The 17595-nt window shown below is 73.7% G+C and carries 15 protein-coding genes; 7 read left to right on the top strand and 8 right to left on the bottom strand.

Annotated features, from left to right (window positions below):
- Positions 1 to 165: 165 nt before the first annotated feature.
- The 4 genes from ABD223_RS11250 to ABD223_RS11235 all read left to right on the top strand — a co-directional run bounded on the left by ABD223_RS11250 (position 166) and on the right by ABD223_RS11235 (position 9231).
- The gene (locus tag ABD223_RS11250) at positions 166 to 4173 is read left to right on the top strand and encodes a glycohydrolase toxin TNT-related protein (protein ID WP_344036017.1); all 4008 of its coding nucleotides are present in this window, start codon (positions 166 to 168) and stop codon (positions 4171 to 4173) included.
- Positions 4136 to 4606, top strand: coding sequence for a hypothetical protein (locus ABD223_RS11245; protein ID WP_344036016.1), 471 nt, complete (start codon positions 4136 to 4138; stop codon positions 4604 to 4606). Before ABD223_RS11250 ends, ABD223_RS11245 begins: the two co-directional genes overlap by 38 nt.
- On the top strand, positions 4603 to 6138 hold the full coding sequence (locus ABD223_RS11240) for a TNT domain-containing protein (protein ID WP_344036014.1): 1536 nt from the start codon (positions 4603 to 4605) through the stop codon (positions 6136 to 6138). Before ABD223_RS11245 ends, ABD223_RS11240 begins: the two co-directional genes overlap by 4 nt.
- Before the next feature lie 72 nt (positions 6139 to 6210).
- A complete protein-coding gene (locus ABD223_RS11235; RefSeq protein ID WP_344036013.1) occupies positions 6211 to 9231 on the top strand; it encodes a glycohydrolase toxin TNT-related protein in 3021 nt (1006 codons plus the stop codon).
- 261 nt (positions 9232 to 9492) lie between these two features.
- On the opposite strand, the gene ABD223_RS11230 is transcribed toward ABD223_RS11235, so the two are convergent.
- Positions 9493 to 10080, bottom strand: coding sequence for a pentapeptide repeat-containing protein (locus ABD223_RS11230; protein WP_344036011.1), 588 nt, complete (start codon positions 10078 to 10080; stop codon positions 9493 to 9495).
- 156 nt (positions 10081 to 10236) lie between these two features.
- Here ABD223_RS11230 and ABD223_RS11225 point away from each other — a divergent pair, with 156 nt between their 5' ends.
- Both ABD223_RS11225 and ABD223_RS11220 read left to right on the top strand, forming a co-directional pair.
- A complete protein-coding gene (locus ABD223_RS11225; protein WP_344036010.1) occupies positions 10237 to 11226 on the top strand; it encodes a malate dehydrogenase in 990 nt (329 codons plus the stop codon).
- Positions 11227 to 11285: 59 nt separating this feature from the next.
- Entirely contained in the window at positions 11286 to 12095 is an 810-nt protein-coding gene (locus tag ABD223_RS11220) for an inositol monophosphatase family protein (protein WP_344036009.1), read from the top strand.
- 42 nt (positions 12096 to 12137) lie between these two features.
- Here the strand turns inward: ABD223_RS11220 and ABD223_RS11215 are convergent, their stop codons facing one another.
- Entirely contained in the window at positions 12138 to 13046 is a 909-nt protein-coding gene (locus ABD223_RS11215) for an NAD-dependent epimerase/dehydratase family protein (RefSeq protein ID WP_344036008.1), read from the bottom strand.
- 94 nt (positions 13047 to 13140) lie between these two features.
- Between ABD223_RS11215 and ABD223_RS11210 the strand changes: the two genes are divergently transcribed.
- Entirely contained in the window at positions 13141 to 13836 is a 696-nt protein-coding gene (locus tag ABD223_RS11210; protein ID WP_344036007.1) for a TetR/AcrR family transcriptional regulator, read from the top strand.
- On the opposite strand, the gene ABD223_RS11205 is transcribed toward ABD223_RS11210, so the two are convergent.
- From ABD223_RS11205 to ABD223_RS11180, 6 genes are all read right to left on the bottom strand, one after another.
- Entirely contained in the window at positions 13758 to 13982 is a 225-nt protein-coding gene (locus tag ABD223_RS11205) for a DUF1918 domain-containing protein (protein ID WP_344036006.1), read from the bottom strand. The two genes, ABD223_RS11210 and ABD223_RS11205, sit on opposite strands and share 79 nt — an antisense overlap.
- A gap of 84 nt (positions 13983 to 14066) precedes the next feature.
- Positions 14067 to 14462, bottom strand: a complete 396-nt coding sequence (locus ABD223_RS11200) for a bacteriophage spanin2 family protein (RefSeq protein ID WP_344036005.1) — start codon at positions 14460 to 14462, stop codon at positions 14067 to 14069.
- An 82-nt stretch (positions 14463 to 14544) separates the two neighbouring features.
- Positions 14545 to 15501, bottom strand: a complete 957-nt coding sequence (locus ABD223_RS11195; protein WP_344036004.1) for an ABC transporter ATP-binding protein — start codon at positions 15499 to 15501, stop codon at positions 14545 to 14547.
- A complete protein-coding gene (locus tag ABD223_RS11190) occupies positions 15498 to 16295 on the bottom strand; it encodes an ABC transporter permease (protein WP_344036003.1) in 798 nt (265 codons plus the stop codon). The genes ABD223_RS11195 and ABD223_RS11190 overlap by 4 nt, the downstream gene beginning before the upstream one ends.
- Positions 16288 to 16989 (bottom strand): ABC transporter permease, encoded by a 702-nt coding sequence (locus ABD223_RS11185; protein ID WP_344036002.1) that lies wholly within the window; start codon positions 16987 to 16989, stop codon positions 16288 to 16290. Before ABD223_RS11185 ends, ABD223_RS11190 begins: the two co-directional genes overlap by 8 nt.
- A gap of 118 nt (positions 16990 to 17107) precedes the next feature.
- Positions 17108 to 17416 carry an ArsR/SmtB family transcription factor gene (locus ABD223_RS11180; RefSeq protein ID WP_344036001.1) on the bottom strand — a complete coding sequence of 103 codons (309 nt, stop codon included), beginning with the start codon at positions 17414 to 17416 and terminating at the stop codon, positions 17108 to 17110.
- Positions 17417 to 17595: the final 179 nt, after the last annotated feature.

Below are 17595 nucleotides of genomic sequence, written 5' to 3'. Positions count from 1 at the left end.
CCGACCGGTGGTCCCACGCCCGGTGCCGGACCTGTCGCCGGTGCCGCTCCTGTCGCCGGTGCCGCTCCGGCAGCGCCTCCGGCCGGGAGCGTGGCTCCCGCGACCGGCGGGCCTGCTCCTTCAACCGGTTCCGCACCGGGCGCCGCGCCCGGTTCCGGCGCGCCGATGACCGGTGGCGCGGGTGGGTTCGCGCCGCCGCCCGGTGGGGGTCCCGCGGGTGGTGGCGGTGGCGGGCGTGGTCCTGTCGCGCCGTCCTCCGGCGGGTACTTCGACGACTCCGGCTCCGGCAGCCACGACGTCGGCGGGACCGACGCGGTCAGCGCCAGTTCGCTGACCGGCGCGCCCGCCCAGCCGTTCCGGGACGTCGCGCCCGCATCCCTGCCCGAGCAGCGCGGTCCGGTCCAGCCGCCGGCCGCCCAGCCCCCGATCACGCCCCAACCGGGGGGTTTCGGGCCTCAACCCGGCGGTTTTGGGCCTCAGCCCGGCTACGGAGCGCAGCAACCGGGCGGCTTCGGGCCGACCGGTCAGCAACCTGCCGCTCCGGTCCGCCCTGACGGCACTTCGCCGGCCCGCACCCCGGAACCCGCGCCGCGCCCGGTCACGCCGCGTGCCGACGCCGGTCCGGTCGCTCCGCCGCGTGTCGACGGTCCCGCGCCCCGAGGCGCGGACGCCCCTGTTCCCGCGCCGGTCTCGGACGGTCCGGCGCCCGCCTCCCGGGGCACGGACGGACCCACTCCGCCTGTTGACGGTCCCGCGCCGGCCGATGGCCCCGCGCCGGCCGATGGCCCCGCGCCGGCCGACGGGCCGACCCCCGATGGCCCGAGCCCCGACGGCACCGCGCCCGACGGGCCCGCCGACCTCATCGGCGGCCCCGGTGACGAGCACTCCCCGGCCTCCAGCCACGAGTGGCCCGCCGACACCACGCCAGCCGACACCACGCCCACCGACACCACGCCCGCAGACCCGGGCACGAGCACCACCGACCCGTTCCCCAACAAGAACACCTGGGGTCAACCGGCGGGCGTCGTCCCGGGCTTCTCCCACGACGGCCCCTACCACTCGGTCCACGACAGCACGGGCCCCACGGACCAGTCCGTCGGCACCTACGACCAGCGCGCCGCCGCCCTCGTGGAACCCGACTACCAGCCCTACGGCCCCCACGGGAACCACGCCGACTTCACGCAGGCGCACTCGAAGCCGGACGGCAGCATCAACTGGCCGCCCAACCAGGGCGCTGACGGCCCGCGCGTGGTCGTCGAGCTGCCCGCGGGCACCGTGCTCGACCGGTTCGGCCACCCCGGCGGCGACTTCCTCTCGCCGCTGCGCCCGGACGGCCAGGCGTACGGCTTCGGCGAGCGCGCGATCATGCCGGACAGCCTCGGCAAGGGCTACCACGTCTACGTCCTGGACGCCCCGCTCACCGTCGAGCTGTCCCGGGTCGCCCCGGCGTTCGACCAGGACGGCGGCGCGCGCCAGCTCCAGCCCGTCGCCGCCCCGGACCTCGTCGACCCGAACACGGGCAGGATGAGCGTCCAGCGCCTGATCGACCTGGGCGTCCTGCACGAGGTGGACGTGCCGCCCGCGGACGGGCGCGTGCTCGCCCCGGACTTCGGCACGTTCGACGGTGACGGCAACGTCGCCCGGCCCGACACCGCCACGGTCGCGGACGCGCGGGACGGGGCCTTCGACGACCACACCCCGACCGAGCGCGCCCCGGCCGACCCGTCGACCGGCGTGCCGAACCCGGACCTGGGCCCGGTCGCCCACCGGGGCCCGATCCCGCTGGGCGAGGTGTCGCAGCGCGTCGACCAGGCCATCCGCAACAGCCAGGTCACCGACGCGGGCGTCGCCCTGCACACCGAGGACCGGCTGCGCGACCTGTCCGGCCGCATCCCGGGCAGCGACGACCACGTGGTCCTCGACATCCACACCGACGGCGACGGCGTCCGCATCGGCGACACGCACTACACCCGCGCCGAGCTGGTCGAGCTGATCAACAACCACCCGGACCTGGCGGGCCGGCCGCTCGTGCTCGTCGGCTGCGACGCGGCCGCGGGCGGTGACGGCAGCCTCGCCGCGCACGTCGCCCGCGAGACCGGCCAGCGCGTCATCGCGCCGGACACCCTCGCCTGGTCCGACCAGCACGGCAACGTCTACGCCAGCTCGCCGACCGAGACCGGCGGACCGAAGATCCCGCCGGACGGCGGCTGGCACGCGTTCGAGCCCGACGGCGCCTCCACCCCGGTCGGCGAGCACGGGATGCCGCCGGGCCACGAGCCCAAGGGCGACCTGGCCGCGGGCGACGACCAGGCCCACCGCGGCCGCCAGGACATCGAGCCGCAGGTCCAGCAGCCGTGGGAGGCGCCGCAGACCGCGCACGAGCGCGAGGTCCGCCTGCGCGACGACGAGTCGTACTTCCGCAGCGGCCAGGACCTGCCGCCGAACACCAGGATCACCGTCCTGGGCGAGGACGGCGCCCCGCGCACCACGATCCACGTGGACGCGGACGGCAGGGTCTACGTGGACGCCGTCGCGCCCAACACCCGCCACGGCGACAACCCCGAGGTCAGGCACCCCGCGCCGAACGCCCACTACCGCGTCGAGGTCGGCCACCGGCACGACGTGTTCGTGGCCGACCCGGACGGCACGCGGGCCACCACCCAGGACAGCGTCAGGATCGGCGACCGGGTCGTCCCGATCGAGCGCGCCGTGCCGGTCGAGCCGGTACCCGCGCCCGCCAACGGCCGCCAGGTCGTCGACGCGAACCACCCGCTGTCGCCGAAGCCGGGCGAGGCGTTCACCGCCCGCACCGACCTCCCGCCGGACACGCGCATGGAGGTCTACGACACCGACGGCACCTACCGGGGCACGGTCCAGACCGACGCCACGGGCCTGCCCCGGTGGGTCGAGGTGCCGGACCACCTGGCCGACGGCACCCGCAACCCCGAGGTCACGGGCGACGGGCGCGGCGTGAACTACAACGTCGACCGCGGCCCGCTGCACCAGGAGTTCACCACCAACGCGGACGGCCACCCGCAGGCCGCCGTCGAGCGCACCGAGCCGACCACGACCAGGCAGACCCCGGTCACCGGCCTGGAGCAGGGCGAGCCGTTCAGCAGGCCCGGCCGGCTGCACGACCCGAGCACCGAGTACGTCGTGTCCGACGAGCACGGCCAGCACCGCGGTCGGTTCCTCACCGACGAGTCCGGCCACGTCGTGTTCGAGGACACCCACTCCGGCCAGCGCAGCCGGGTGAACAACGAGATCACGCAGGCCCCGGCGCACGCGCAGATCACCTCCGACGGCTTCTACGGCCTGGGCAAGGCCGAGCAGCCGGCCCGCACCTGGCCCGCCCCGGCCAACGGCGAGGTCACCCTCGCCGTGGAGCGCACCAGGGTGAACGGCGAGTGGCAGTACTCGGTGGCGGTGGTCAGCGGCGACACCAGCGGCTGGACGCAGCAGCAGCGCGACGCCGTGCTGCGCCCGTACGACAACAAGAACCCGTTCTCGGCGCGCACGGACCTGCCGCCGAACACCCGGTTCGTGCTGGACGACCACAAGGGCCAGGGCTACGGCACGTTCCAGACCGGCGACGACGGCGCCGCCTCGCACATCCACACGTTCCGGCCGTTCAGCCCCGACCTGAACAACCCGCTGCCCAACGCGGTGCTGGTCGCGGACAACGACTCGTGGCGCGGCCGCACCAACGGCGACGGCGAGACGGTCGCCACGACCGGCAGACCGGACCTGTCCTCGGGCGGGGCGATCCGCCGCGACAGCGCCGCGCAGCTGGAGGTCGGCACCCACGGCGAGGTGGACTCGAACGGCCGCAAGCTGTCCGACGGCGGCCACCACCAGGGCAACGAGACCGGCGGGCCGGGCGAGGCGGCCAACCAGTCGAGCCAGCAGCGCGACCAGAACCAGGGCAACGAGCGCCCGGCGTTCGTCACGGAGGAGACCTGGCACCGCATGGAGCGGGACCGCGCGGCGTTCATGAAGTCCGGCGGTACGGTCGAGATCATCGACACCTTCGCGCTGCGGGACCCCCTCCAGAGGCACCCGCACACGTACCAGACCCGCTGGCGCGTGACGCTCGACGACGGCACGACCGAGATCTACGTCAGGAGCTACCCGAATGAGCACAACGCAGCCCTCTGGCCGGCCGACTTCTGAGCAGCGCCACGACGAGCTGCTCCAGCACATCGGCGGCCTGCTGCTGGACGCTGCTCCGGAGGGGTTCCGGCGGATCGACGTGCTGGTGCGGATGACGGTGGCCGTGCAGGACGTGGCGATGATGGTGCACATGCCGGACCGGACCACCCCCGAGGTGTTCCCGCCGGAGGGCCTGACCGCGGCGTTCCAGGAGATGCGCCAGGTGCTGCACCAGCCGGGTCGCGGCACGTGGTTCTCGGCCCGGTGCGTGGTCAACGCGCCGGTCCGCATCGACATCACCTACAACTTCGACCACGACCCGCTGTTCGACCCGCCGGTCCCGGCCGCCGACTTCGCCCGGGACCTCCAGGTCTTCCCCCGCGACGACGCCTACACGCCCGACTGGCTGCGCGCCAAGCTCGTCGAGGCGAGCACCGAGGAGCAGAACGCATGACCGCCCCGCAGTTGGACGTCGAGGACCAGAACGCGATCCTCGGCTCGGTCACCACCCTGCTCGTGCAGCGCCTGCCGGGGGACTGGGAGCAGCTGTGGGTGGACTTCCGGATGGTCGGCGGCCACCTGGAGGCCGAGGTCTCCGGGCTGACCATGTACGGCTCGTCGTTCGAGTGGGAGCTGCCCGCGGAGGCGCTGCCGTTCTTCGTGCAGCTGCGCGACGGCATGGCGCGGCCGGGGCGGGGCACGTGGTTCTCGATGAAGTTCCACCTCGTGCACCCGGACACGTACTCGGCGGAGTTCGACCGGGACGACGAGCCGGGCTGGACCCGGCCGCCCTCCCGTGAGCAGCACCTGGAGGAGCTGAAGACCTACCCGCGCGACGACGACGCGCTGCCCGGGTGGCTGCGGGAACGCGCGGGCCTGGCTTCACCCGACCGGGTGGACGTCGCGCAGATCGACCCCGGGCTGATCTTCGCCGCGCCGGTGTTCGACGGGACCGAGGGCGTGGTGCGCGAGCGGCCCGCCGTGCACCCGCAGGAGCTGGACGACGTGCTGGCGTACCTGGAGGGCGCGCCGGTCGTGCTGGCCGCCCGCTCCTACGGCCAGGACGTGTTCCGGCCGGACGCGACGCCCGCCGTGCCGCTGTCCTTCCACACCGACGGCAGGTGGGTGTGGCCGGGCGCGGTGGCGTACTACCTGCGGCACCACCACGTGCCGCCGGCGCCGCAGCTGGTGCAGCACCTCCGCGACAACGGCTTCACCGTGCCCGAGGTGTCGCCGGAGGCCGAGCGCGCCGCGACCGCGGTGGCGACCGGGCAGCGACCGGGCGCGGAGCTGCCCGAGTACCGGCCGCGGGAGGTCTCCGAGGCCGACCGGCGGGCGTTGGAGCAGCTCAAGGCCCGGCTCGACCACTTCGGGGTCGGCGAGCAGGAGTACGGCATCGTCGAACCGAAACCGGACGCGCTGGTGATCGAGCCCGCGCCCGGCGGGTCGGGCTGGCAGGTGCAGTTCTGGGACGGCAGCCGCGGTCCGAGCGGCAGGCCGCGCGTGCACGAGCACGCCGTGGACGCGGCGAAGGTGCTGCTCGCCGAGCTGCTGTGGCGCCCGGACCTGGACCAGGCGCGGACCGCCGGCCAGGCCGCCCGGCCCGAGGCGGTGCGGCCGGTGCCGGACATCCAGCCGCTGCCGGACGAGCCGCCGCTGTCGCTGTTCCGCGACCGCGAGCCCGTGGTGCTGACGGCGGGCGCGGAGCTGGACCGGTTCGGCCCGGAGTCCGGCAACCTCGTCTACGCGGCGGGCACCATGTTCGGCAACCGGTCGTTGCCACCGGATTGGCTGAACCGCCGCTACCACGTGTACCGGGTGCAGAAGCCGGTGCCCGCGCTGATGGGCGTGGCGGTGCCGTGGTTCGGGCAGGCGGGCGGCGGCACGGGGTACTTCCTCGCCACGTCGGTGGCCGACCTGCTGGCCGACGGGAGCCTGGTCGAGGTGCCGGAGGTCACCACCCAGCCACCGCCGCCGAAGGCCTAGCGGGAGCATTGGTCCGTTCGGCCCAGCGGGGTGCCGTGCGGGCACGGTGGGTCGCGGGGGAAGATGTAGTACGTGTCCGAGCTGAAGCCGCTGAACCCGACCGAGCAGGATGCGCTGGTCAAGCAGATCGGCCTCACGCTGATGCGGGCCGCTCCCGAGGAGTGGCGCCACGTGACGGCGGAGTACCGCGCCACCGGCCGGTACTCGGAGCTGATCGCCGAGGTCCGGTCGACCGACGGCAACCTGCGCACGTGGTCACCGCCTCAGGAGGTGGCGAACCTGTTCGCGCGGCTGCGCGCGGGCATGTACCGGGAGGGTCGTGGCAGCTGGTCCAACGCCCGCTACCAGCTCGACCACCCGTCCAGCTACAACCTGGACTTCGACCGCAACGAGCCGGCGTGGCAGACCCCGCCGCCGCCCCAGGCGTACCTGGACGAGATGCGGTTCTTCCCGCGCACGGACGAGAACGTGCCCGACTGGCTGCGCCGCAGGCTCCAGCAGGCCCCGCAGCCGCCGCGCGCGTTCCGCACGGCCCGCGTGTTCGACGGCGCGGGACCCGGCGGCCGGCCGTCGGTGAACCGCCCGCCGGTGGCCGACGACGACCGCGACCTGCTGCTGAGCTACCTGGACCGGGCGCCGGTCGCGGTGGTGGGGCGCGGGTTCGACGCGGACGTGCTGAACCCGGACGCGCCGCAGGTGGTGCCGGTGGCGTTCCAGACCGACGGGCACTGGATCTGGCCCGCCGCGGTCGGCTACTACCTGCGCGCCTACGGCGTGCCGCCGGAGCCGGAGCTGGTGGAGCGGGCCAAGGCGCAGGACTTCGTGCTGCCGGAGGTGACCGAGGAGTCTCGCGTCGCCGCCGCGGCCAACCTGGGCGCGCCGGCCGCGCCGCAGGGCACCGCGCTGCCGGTGGCCGAGCCGCCGGAGCCGATCGCCGAGACGCCGGCCGAGGTGGGCGCGACGGTGGCGGTGGCGTTGCCGGACGAGCCGGAGCCGGGCGGGCGAGCGGGTGTCGAGGAGACGGCGGACTTGGGCGACGGGCAGTCGGAGCCGGTCGAGTACGGCCAGGAAGGGCCGCCCTACCGGGTGCGGTTCGAGGAGGACGGCCCGGTCATCGACGACCGGTACCGCCGCGAGTCCTACGTCGAGGGCATGGACCTGTTCGCGCCCGCCTCGTACGAGCGGGAGGCGAACGACACCCAGGCGTGGAGCCCGTTCTCGGAGGAGGAGCCGGAGCCCGCGCGGACCGGGGAGGCCGCCGAGGTCGAGGCGGCGCCCGCCGGGGAGCCCGTGCGCGAGGACCCGGCGGAGCCGGTGGCCGACGTGCCCTCCCCGGCTCCCGACGAGGTGACCGCCGAGTTCGAGGTCGACCAGGAGCTGTACGACCGGGGTCGCGCCGAGCACGACGACGAGCCGTTCGGCGGGCCGGTCGCCCCGCCCGCCGACGAGCGCGACCGGCACGACCTGCGCGAACTGCACGACCGGCACGACCGGCACGACTTCGAGGAGCGCGCCGAGGAGCCGCCGACCCAGTTCGTCGAGGCCCCGCCCGCACCGCACGCGGAGCAGGACGCGGACCGGTTCGCGGCCGAGGAGGCCGACCGGTTCGCCGACCAGGACCAGTTCACGGACCCGGAGCCGGAGCCGGACCGCTTCGCGGCGCAGGAGGCGGACGAGTTCGCCGACCAGTCCCGCGACCGCTTCGCCGACGAACCGGACCGCTTCGCCGCGCAGGAGCAGGACAGGTTCGCGGACCAGGCACCCGACCCGGCGCCGAGCCGGTTCGCGGCGCAGGACCCGCCGTTCGCGGACCGGGACCGGCAGGACCAGTTCACCACCGAGGACCCGGACCGCTTCGCCGCTCCGGCGTCGGACCAGTTCGCCGCGCAGGACTCGGACCGCTTCGCCGCTCCGGTGCCGGACCAGTTCGCCGCGCAGGAGCCGGACCGCTTCGCCGCTCCGGTGCCGGACCAGTTCGCCGCGCAGGAGCCGGACCGCTTCGCCACCCGGTCACCCGACCAGTTCGCGGACCGGGACCAGTTCGCGGCCCCTGCGCCGGACCAGTTCACCGGTTCGGCATCGGACCAGTTCGCGGCCCCGGCATCCGACCAGTTCTCGACCACGGCGCCGGACCAGTTCACCGGTCCGGCGTCGGACCAGTTCGCGACGCAGTCCCCTGACCGTTTCGCCGAGGTCGCGCCCGAACCCACGTCCACCCCCGCCCCCGCGCCCACCCCCGCGCAGCCGTTCCGCGAGGCGACGCCCACCCCACCCCCGCCTCCCGTCGCGGTCGAGCCCCGCCAGGTCACGCCGGAGGAGGAGCGGGAGCTGGCCGGCATCCGCCGCGCGCTCGACGAGCTGGACGTGCCGCCCGCCGCCTACCGGTTCGGCGGCGAGCCCACCGACCGCACGTGGCTCCTGCGCACCGAGGGCCAGGACTGGGAGGTGTCGTGGTTCGACCACGGCCCCACCAACCCGGTCCGCTTCGACCGCGTCGAGGACGCCGCCGCCTACCTGGTCGGCAAGCTGGTCCTCACGCACCGCCGCGCGCCGCGCCCGAACCCGCTGCCGCCGCCCCCGCCGCCGATGCCGCCCCAGCAGCGCCCGCGGCCGCCGATGAACAACGGGTTCCGGGAGGAGCCGCCACGTCGTCCCGGGCCGCCGCCCGTGCCGCGCCCGCAGGTCGAGCCGCCGGCCCAGCCCGCCGCCGCGCAGCAGCCGGAGGGCAAGTCGGCGCGCTCGTGGCCGATCAACCCGATGAACGGCGAACCGCCGCTCACCCTGTTCCGGCACAAGAAGATGGTCGAGCTGCCCGCGGGCATGGAGATCGACCGCTTCGGCGACGGCGCGGGCAACCTGGTCTACGCGGCCGGCACCCCGTTCCCGCAGCGCTCGCTCGTGCCGTCGTGGGTGAACCGCCCGTACCGGGTGTACCGCCTGCGCCGCCCGGTCGAGGTGCTGACCGGCGTGGCCGTGCCGTGGTTCGAGCAGCCGGGCGGCGGCACCGCGTACCTCCTGCCCAAGGCGGTCGACGACCTGATCGCCGACGGCGTCCTGGTCGAGGTGGCCAACCAGGAGGCTCCCCTCCACTGACCCGAACGCAGAACTCGGTCAACCGGAACGTACGACACGGTCGACCGGAACGTACGACTCGCGATGCCTGACCGGAGGACACGCGATGCCTGACCGGAGGACACGCGCAAAACCCGGCGTGTCGTCCAGTCGGGCATCGCGTGTCGTCCACTGGGGCATCGCGAGTCGTACGTTCAGAACGCGCGAGTCGTACGTTCAGGACCGGCGAGTCGTACGTTCAGGTCGCGCGTGTCGTACGGTCGGGACCGGTGGGTTGTGCGGTCAGGTCAGTTGGAGGCCGTGGGCGGCGGCGAAGGCCAGGGCCGTGTCCACGTCGACTTGGGCGCCGCGCAGGGAGGCCTGGACCAGGCCGTTGGCGTCCAGCCGCGCGCCGCGCAGGTCGGCGCCCTCCAGGCGGCAGTTGAGCAGGCGCGCGCCGGTCAGGTCGGCGTCGCGCAGGTCCGCCTCGCGCAGGTCGGCGTCCTCCAGGTTGGTCTCGCGCAGGCGCAGGCCGCGCAGCGAGGCCTTGCGGAGCACGACGCCGGTCAGGCCGGCGAGGGTGAGATCCGTCTCCTCCAGGGTGATCGGCCGCATCGCGCAGTCCGCGAACGTCGAGCCCAGCCACGTGCACGAGGTGAACGCGGCCGACGTCAGCACGGCCCGCGTGAACCGGCACGAGCGGAACGCCGAGGCCCGGTGCGACGACTCGCCCAGGTCGGTGCGGTCGAAGGTGCACTCGGTGAACGTGCAGCCCGACGTCACGAGGCCGCGCATGTCCGCCTCGGTGAAGTCGCACCGGACGAACGCCCGGCCCTCCCACCGCTGCTCGTACAAGACCGCGTCCGAGTAGTCCTCGCCGATGATGTCCACTGTCACACCTTGTCATCGTTCGCCAGTTGGTAACCTCCGACCTGCCGGGCAACCGCCCGGCGCCGCGGTCCCGGTGTAGAGACCGCCGCTGACAGGTCGTCAGCCTGCCTAGTGGTCATGCCCGAGGACTCCAAGCCACGACATTCGGGAAGGCTCATGACCCGCACGCCCGTGAACGTGACCGTCACCGGTGCGGCCGGCCAGATCGGCTACGCACTGCTGTTCCGCATCGCCTCCGGCCAGCTGCTGGGCGCCGACGTACCGGTGCGCCTGCGCCTGCTGGAGATCCCGCAGGCCGTCAAGGCCGCCGAGGGCACCGCGATGGAGCTGGACGACTGCGCGTTCCCGCTGCTGTCCGGCATCGACATCACCGACGACGCCAAGACCGCCTTCGACGGCGTGAGCGTGGCGCTGCTGGTCGGCGCCCGCCCGCGCTCGAAGGGCATGGAGCGCGGCGACCTGCTGGAGGCCAACGGCGGCATCTTCAAGCCCCAGGGCGAGGCGATCAACGCGGGCGCGGCGGACGACGTGCGCGTGCTGGTGGTCGGCAACCCGGCCAACACCAACGCCCTGATCGCCCAGCGCCACGCGCCGGACGTGCCGGCCGAGCGGTTCACCGCGATGACCCGCCTCGACCACAACCGCGCCCTGTCGCAGCTGGCCAAGAAGCTCGGCGTGCCGGTGACCGGGATCAGGAAGATGACGATCTGGGGCAACCACTCGGCCACCCAGTACCCCGACCTGTTCCGCGCCGAGGTCAACGGCCGGGTCGCGGCCGAGGCCGTGAACGACCAGCGGTGGCTGGAGGACGACTTCATCCCGACCGTCGCCAAGCGCGGCGCGGCGATCATCGAGGCGCGCGGCGCGTCCTCGGCGGCGTCGGCGGCCAACGCGGCGATCGACCACGTCTACGACTGGGTCAACGGCACCGCCGAGGGCGACTGGGTGTCCATGGCCGTCCCGTCCGACGGCTCCTACGGCGTGCCGGAGGGCCTGATCTCGTCCTTCCCGGTGACGGTGGAGGACGGCAAGTACTCGATCGTGCAGGGCCTGGAGATCGACGAGTTCTCCCGCGCCCGCATCGACGCCTCCGTGGCCGAGCTGGTCGAGGAGCGCGACGCGGTGCAGGCCCTGGGCCTCATCTGAGGGTGGGCACCGCACGGGAGGGCCGCCCGCGGGTGGCCCTCCCGTGGCATGTTGAGGGCATGAACACCTGGCCCGTTCCAGCGCCCGACCTGCCCGCCGACGTCCACCCGGCGCTCGCCGCGACCGCCGAGGCCGCCGCCCGCGCCTACGGCGGCGCCCGCGCCGAGTTCACGCGCGCCCAGCTGCGCGAGGAGGTCGCCGACGGCGCGGACGGCACGCCCACCATGCGCGTGGACGCGATCGTGGAGGCCGCCATCGCGGAGGCGGCGCGGGCGGCGGGCGCGAACCTGCTGTCCGAGGAGGCCGGTTTCCTCGACCACGGCTCCGCCGCCACCCTGGTGATCGACCCGGTGGACGGGTCCGCCAACGCCGCCACGGGCGTGCCGCTGTCGTGCTTCGCGGGCGCCCTCGTGGTGGACGACCAGCCGGTCGAGGCGTTGACGGTGTGGTTCGACACCGGTCGCGCCTGGCACGCCAGGGCGGGCGAGCCGACGCCGTTCCGCACCACCGGCCGCAAGGTCCTCAAGGGCGCGAACGTGTGCCTGCTGCGCCCCAAGCGCGGCACCGAGGAGGCTTGGCTGCGCGTGGCGGACCAGGCCGACCGGGTGCGGGTGCTGTGCACGACGTGCCTGGAGACCATGCTGGTCGCGGAGGGCGCGGTGGACGCGTTCGCCGACCCCGGCTCGGACACGCACCGGCTGATGGACCTGATCGCCGCGCTGGTGACGGTGCCCGCGGCCGGTGGCGTGCTGCTGGACCTGCACGGCCGGCCGCTGACCTTCGACCTGGACCTGACCCGCCGGTGGTCGGGGATCGCCGCGGCGACGCCCGAGCTGGCCGACGAGCTGATCGCCGTCATCCGCGGCTGAACCGGGACCGCGAGCGGCGGGTGGGGGCGGATCGCCCGCCGCTCAGGACTCCCGGTACCACCGGGCGGTCCGCGCGATCGCCTCGTCGTGGGGCGTGGCGGGCAGCGGGCCGAAGGTCGCCTCGAACGCGGAGTGGTCCACCACCCACGGCCTGGACCGCTGGTGGTCCAGCTCGGTCGCGCCGCGCAGCCGCCGGTCGAACAGCCCGAGCGCGGCGACCGCCTTCCGCGGCAGCCGCAGCGGCTTGCGGTGGTTGCCGAGCACCCGGCCGGTCAGCGCGATGAACTCCCGCACGGTCAGCGCCCCCGCCGCGGGCGTGTGCCAGACCTTCCCGTCGGCGCGCTCGTCGTCGCCCAGCACGACCTGCGCCTTGGCCGTGTCGGCGAGGAAGGCGAACGCGTGCGGCACGTCGAGAGGGCCGAACCACACCGCGCCCCGGCCCCGCGCCATGGGCTTGATGATCAGCTCCCCGTTGAGCGAGCCGACGCCGCCCGGACCGTAGTAGTCGGTGGACCGACCGATCGCGACCGGCACGTTCGCACGGCGCAAACGTTTGCCCAACGCGCTGCGCAGCTCTTCCTTCGGGCCGGCCGGGCGTTCCGGCGTGCTCTCGGTCAGCGGACCGGCGACCGGTCCGTAGGCGTACAGGTTGTCCGCGTAGACGATCTTCGCGCCCGCCGCCTCGGCCGCCGCGACGGCGTTGTCGACCACGGTCGGCAGCACGGCGGACCAGTCGGGGTAGGGCACGCCCGCGGTCAGGTGGACGACCGTGGCCCCCTCGACCGCCCGCATGGTCGCCTCCCGGTCCAGCAGGTCGGCCCGCACGTCCTGCGTCCCCTCCGGAATTCCACCTGAACGGGTGACCGCACGGACCTCCCGGCCCGCCTCCGCCAGCTGCCTGGCGACCTCCCGACCGATGCCCCGCCCCGCGCCCAGCACGACCACCGTCACGACGGCTCCCCCGCTTCCCATGCCGTATCAATCTCTAACTTCTGTTAGAAGTTCTAACACAAGTTAGAGTGCCTTTGTCAAGGAGGGCGGAACGGTGGTCAACGCGCGCCGCGAGCGGTACCGCGAGGAGACGAGGGACGAGGCCAAGCGCATCGCGCTGGCGCAGTTGGCCGAGCACGGCCCGGAGGGGGTCTCGGTCAACGCCATCGCCAAGCGCATGGGCGTGACGGGGCCCGCGCTCTACCGCTACTTCAAGGGGCGCGACGACCTGCTCACCGAGCTGGTCCGCGACGCGTGGCACGACCTGGCGGACGCCGCCGAGGCGTCGGTGGCCGCGAGTGAGGGCCTGGAATCAGCCGATCGGACGCGTGCTTTGGGGGAAGCGTTCCGAACGTGGGCAATCACGCAGCCACACCGCTACTTGCTGTTGCTGGGAACGCCACTACCGGGTTATCACGCGCCCACCGACACCATCGCCGCCGCGCACCGCACGATGAGCGCGCTGCTGCGCGTGCTTCCCCCGAACGGGGACGGGCCCGTCGAGTCCACACTGGACGGCCAGCTCCGGGCGTGGGCGCGCTCGCGCGGCGAGGGGGACCTGCCCCCCGCCGTGCTGCTCACCGGCGTGCGCGCGTTCACCAGGCTCCACGGGGTGCTGAGCCTTGAGGTGTCCGGCCAGTTCGGGCCGATGGGGATCGACCCGGCGCTGCTCTACCGCGCCGAGGTCGAGTCCTTGATCCTGGGTGATTCGGGGACCCGGGGCTCCACCAGGCTGTCCGGGCCGGGGTAGACCAGCCCTTCGTGGCCGTCGGAGAAGCGGATCAGGTACGGCGGCGCGCCCCGGGAACCGCGCACTTCGAGGATCTCGCCGATCGTCTCGTCGAAACCCACCGCGCGGCTGTGGACGTGCAACCGGTCGCCTACTGTCGCGTACATCTGCAACACCTCCGGTGCGTCACAGCGTAGGACTGTTCCGAAGGTACCGACAGGGTGGTCTTCCCGCTCGCCGGGCTTGTCGGCTCAGGCGCAGGCGCTGGACAGCTTCGCCACGTGGTCCAGCTTCTCCTGGGACCACGCCGCGATGTTGGCCGGGCTCAGGTCGTCCAGGGTCACCTGGTCCATGGTGCCCGCCACGCCGGTGATGGCGTCCTGGAGCGTGGTGTCGCCCGCCTTGGCGGCCAGGTCGTTCAGCTCCTGGGCCTTCTGCTGGGTCTCCTCCAGCGCCTTCTGCGGGTCGGTCGCGTCGGGGGTGAAGCCGGCCAGCTTGAGGGCGTCGATGCACAGCTGCGCCTTGTCCGCGGCCTGGCCGACCTGGTTGGCGGTGTTCTGCGCCTCCTGCACGGCCTCGCACCCGGAGACCGCGCCGGCGAGGCCCAGCGCCAGCACGAGGGTGGCGATCGGACGACCTGCGCGCATGAGTGGCTCCCGTTGGTTAGGTGGTGACCGTCTTGAGCGGTGACCGTTTCGCCCGACTCTACCGACGGGGCCGAGATCGCTTCTACCGACGCGCGTACAGGCGTCGAACCACGTCGTCGATCTCCGGCTCCCCGACGGAGATGTCGTGCACCGCGGCGCGCGCCGCGACGGCCGCGATGAGCGCCGCCGCCGTGGTCTCCGCGCGGCGGAACACCAGGTGGTGGCGCAATCCGTTCAGCTCGGACCTGGCCGAGGTGACGCCGGGCAGCCCGGCCAGCGCGGGCACCGGCTCCTCCAGGTCCACCACGAGCACCCGTTCGGGTGCAACCTCGGCGCGCAGCGCCTCCAGCGGTCCGTCGGCCAGCACGGTGCCCCGGTCGATGACGACCAGCCGCGGGCACAGGCGCTCGATGTCGTCCAGGTCGTGCGTGGTGAGCAGCAGGGTGGTGCCGCGCCGGGTGTTGAGGTCGGCGAGGAACTCGCGCAGGCGCTCCTTGGACTCCAGGTCCAGGCCGATCGTCGGCTCGTCGAGCACCAGCAGCTCGGGGGCGTGCAGCAGGGCGGCGGTGATCTCGCCGCGCATCCGCTGACCGAGGGACAGCTGGCGGACCGGCGTGTCCAGGAACGGGCCGAGGTCGAGCAGGTCGGCGCACTCCCGCAGGCGTCGCGCGTGGTCGGGCGCGGGCACCCGGTAGATGGCCCGCAGCAGGTCGAAGCTGTCCCGCAGGGGCAGGTCCCACCAGAGCTGGCTGCGCTGGCCGAACACCACGCCGATGCGCCGGGCCAGCTCGCGGCGCGACCGCGACGGGTCCACACCGGACACCCGGACGTGCCCGGAGGTCGGCGCCAGGACGCCGGTGAGCACCTTGATCGTGGTGGACTTGCCCGCGCCGTTGGGCCCGACGTAGCCGACCGCCTCGCCCGCGGCGACGTCGAAGCTGACCGCGTCGACCGCGAGCACCGCGCGCTTCTCTCGCCGGAACCGGCCGGTCTTGGTGGTGAGCGTGAACTCGCGGCGCAGGTCGCGCACCTCGATCATGATCCAGTCCCTCGGTAGTGCCGGACGGCGAACCGCCACACCAGGCCCGCCACGACCGCCGTGACCGCCGCCACCAGCGGTGACGCCCAGCCGAGCAGCGCGTGGCCGCCGAGCGGGTCCGGTCGGCCGAGCAGGGCCAGGGCGGGGTAGTAGGCGACGAAAGCGCCGGGCACGACGAACGCGAAGAAGCGCCGCAGCCACGGGCCGTAGACGGTGGCGGGGTAGGAGGTGAACGCGCCGCTGCCGTAGGTCACGGAGTTGGCCAGCTCCTGGCCGTCGACCAGCCAGAAGCAGACCGCGCAGGAGATCACCCAGACGGCGGAGAAGATGACCGCGCCGCTGAGCGGCGCGACCACCACGAGCGGGGCGGTGAGCGGCGACCACGCGATGTCGTTGTGGGCCAGCGCGTAGACCAGGGCGGCGGCGCTCGCCACGGTCCGGCCGACCTTGCGCAGGTGCAGGTCCGAGGTCATGACCTGGGCGAGCGTGCTCAGGGGGCGCAGCAGCAGGACGTCGAACGTGCCGGTGCGGATGTAGGTGGGCAGCTCGTCCAGCTGGCCCGCGACCATGTCGGCGATGCCGAACGCGACGCCCGCCAGCGCGTACATCAGGATCACCTCGTCGACGGAGAAACCGCCGAGCGCGCTCACCCGGGTGAACACGATCAGGATGACCGCCAGCTCCACCAGTTGGCTCAGCGCGGACACGACGCACAGGAGCGCGAACGAGGCCCGGTAGGACGCCTGGCCCCGCAGCCGCGCGGCGACGAGCCTGGGGTAGACGCGCTCAGCCACCCTGCACCACCACCTTGCGCACGGCGCGGTGCAGCACCAGGTGGCCCGCCGCCATCACGGCGACCGCCCAGAACGCCTGGTGCGCCAGGGTGGTCCACTGTGGAGCGAGGGACAGGAAGACGTCGACCGGGGCCTGGAGCATGGCGGGGAAGGGCGTGAGCCACAGGACCGCGCGCGCCCGGTCCGGGAAGAACGCCAGCGGCACGGTCAGGCCGCACAGCAGCCAGGTGCTCAGCGTGTAGAGGGCGTGCAGGCCGCGGTTGTCCAGCAGCCAGAACGTGGTGGCGTTGAGCAGGAACCGCATGCCGAAGCTGGTGGTCAGGGCCAGGACCAGGCTGACCGCGAACGCGGGGAGCGCGGCGGGTTCGGGCCAGCGGAAGGGGAAGAACAGGGCGCCGAACGCGACCGGCGGGAGGAACCGCACCGCCAGCGCGTGCGCGCCGCGGCCGACGTCCTCGGCGAACAGGGCCAGTTGGAGGTGCCAGGGCCGGTAGAGGTCGACCACGACGTCGCCGCTGCGGATGCGCTCGGCGAGCTGCTTGTCGCCCCAGAGCACGACGAACGCCATCAGGCCCTGGCCCAACCAGGTGTAGGTGGAGGCGGCGGCGAGGTCGTAGCCGGCGATCGGGCCCTGCGAGACGGCCGCGGTCAGCACGGCCAGCCTGAGCATGCCGAAGACGACGTTGGTCGCCATGCCGGCGAGCATCGCCTGTCGGTAGGTGGAGTACCTGCGGAATCCTGCCAGCGCTAAACGGGCGTAGGCGCGCACGTCTGTCAACCCTAGGAAGGGCGGCAAACGGATTACCGGGCGCTCACCGGCGCGCGGCCAGCACCCCGTCCAGCAGGCCGGGGTAGAGCGCGTCGAGGTCCGCGCGCCGCAACGTGCTGATCCGCGAGGTGCCGCGCGGCCGGACCCGCACCACGCCCGCCTCGCGCAGCGTGCGCACGTGGTGGGTGAGCGTGGACGCGGTGATCCCCAGGTCGAGCACCCCGCAGGAGAGCCCCTCCTCGTGCGCGGCCAGTTCCCGCACGATGCGCAGCCGCACGGGGTCGGCCAGCGCGTGGAGCACCGCTTCGACGCGGATCTCCTCGCGCTCGGGGTGGGGGATCGGGCTCGCCATGCGCCCATGGTACGAGATCCGTCGAACTTTGATGGATGGCGTATTACGGTGGCTGTCGAAACAACACCCAATGGGGGAACCGCCATGCCCGCGCGCACCCACCTGCTCGCCGCCGGCGCGTTCGCCGTCGGCACGAGCGGCTACATCGTCGCCGGTGTGCTGCCCTCCGTGAGCGAGGA

This window comes from Saccharothrix xinjiangensis (assembly GCF_039527585.1).
GTDB classification, from domain to species: Bacteria; Actinomycetota; Actinomycetes; order Mycobacteriales; family Pseudonocardiaceae; genus Actinosynnema; species Actinosynnema xinjiangensis.
Note: the sequence above shows the minus strand (reverse complement) of the source record. Positions and strands in the feature narration are given on the sequence as shown.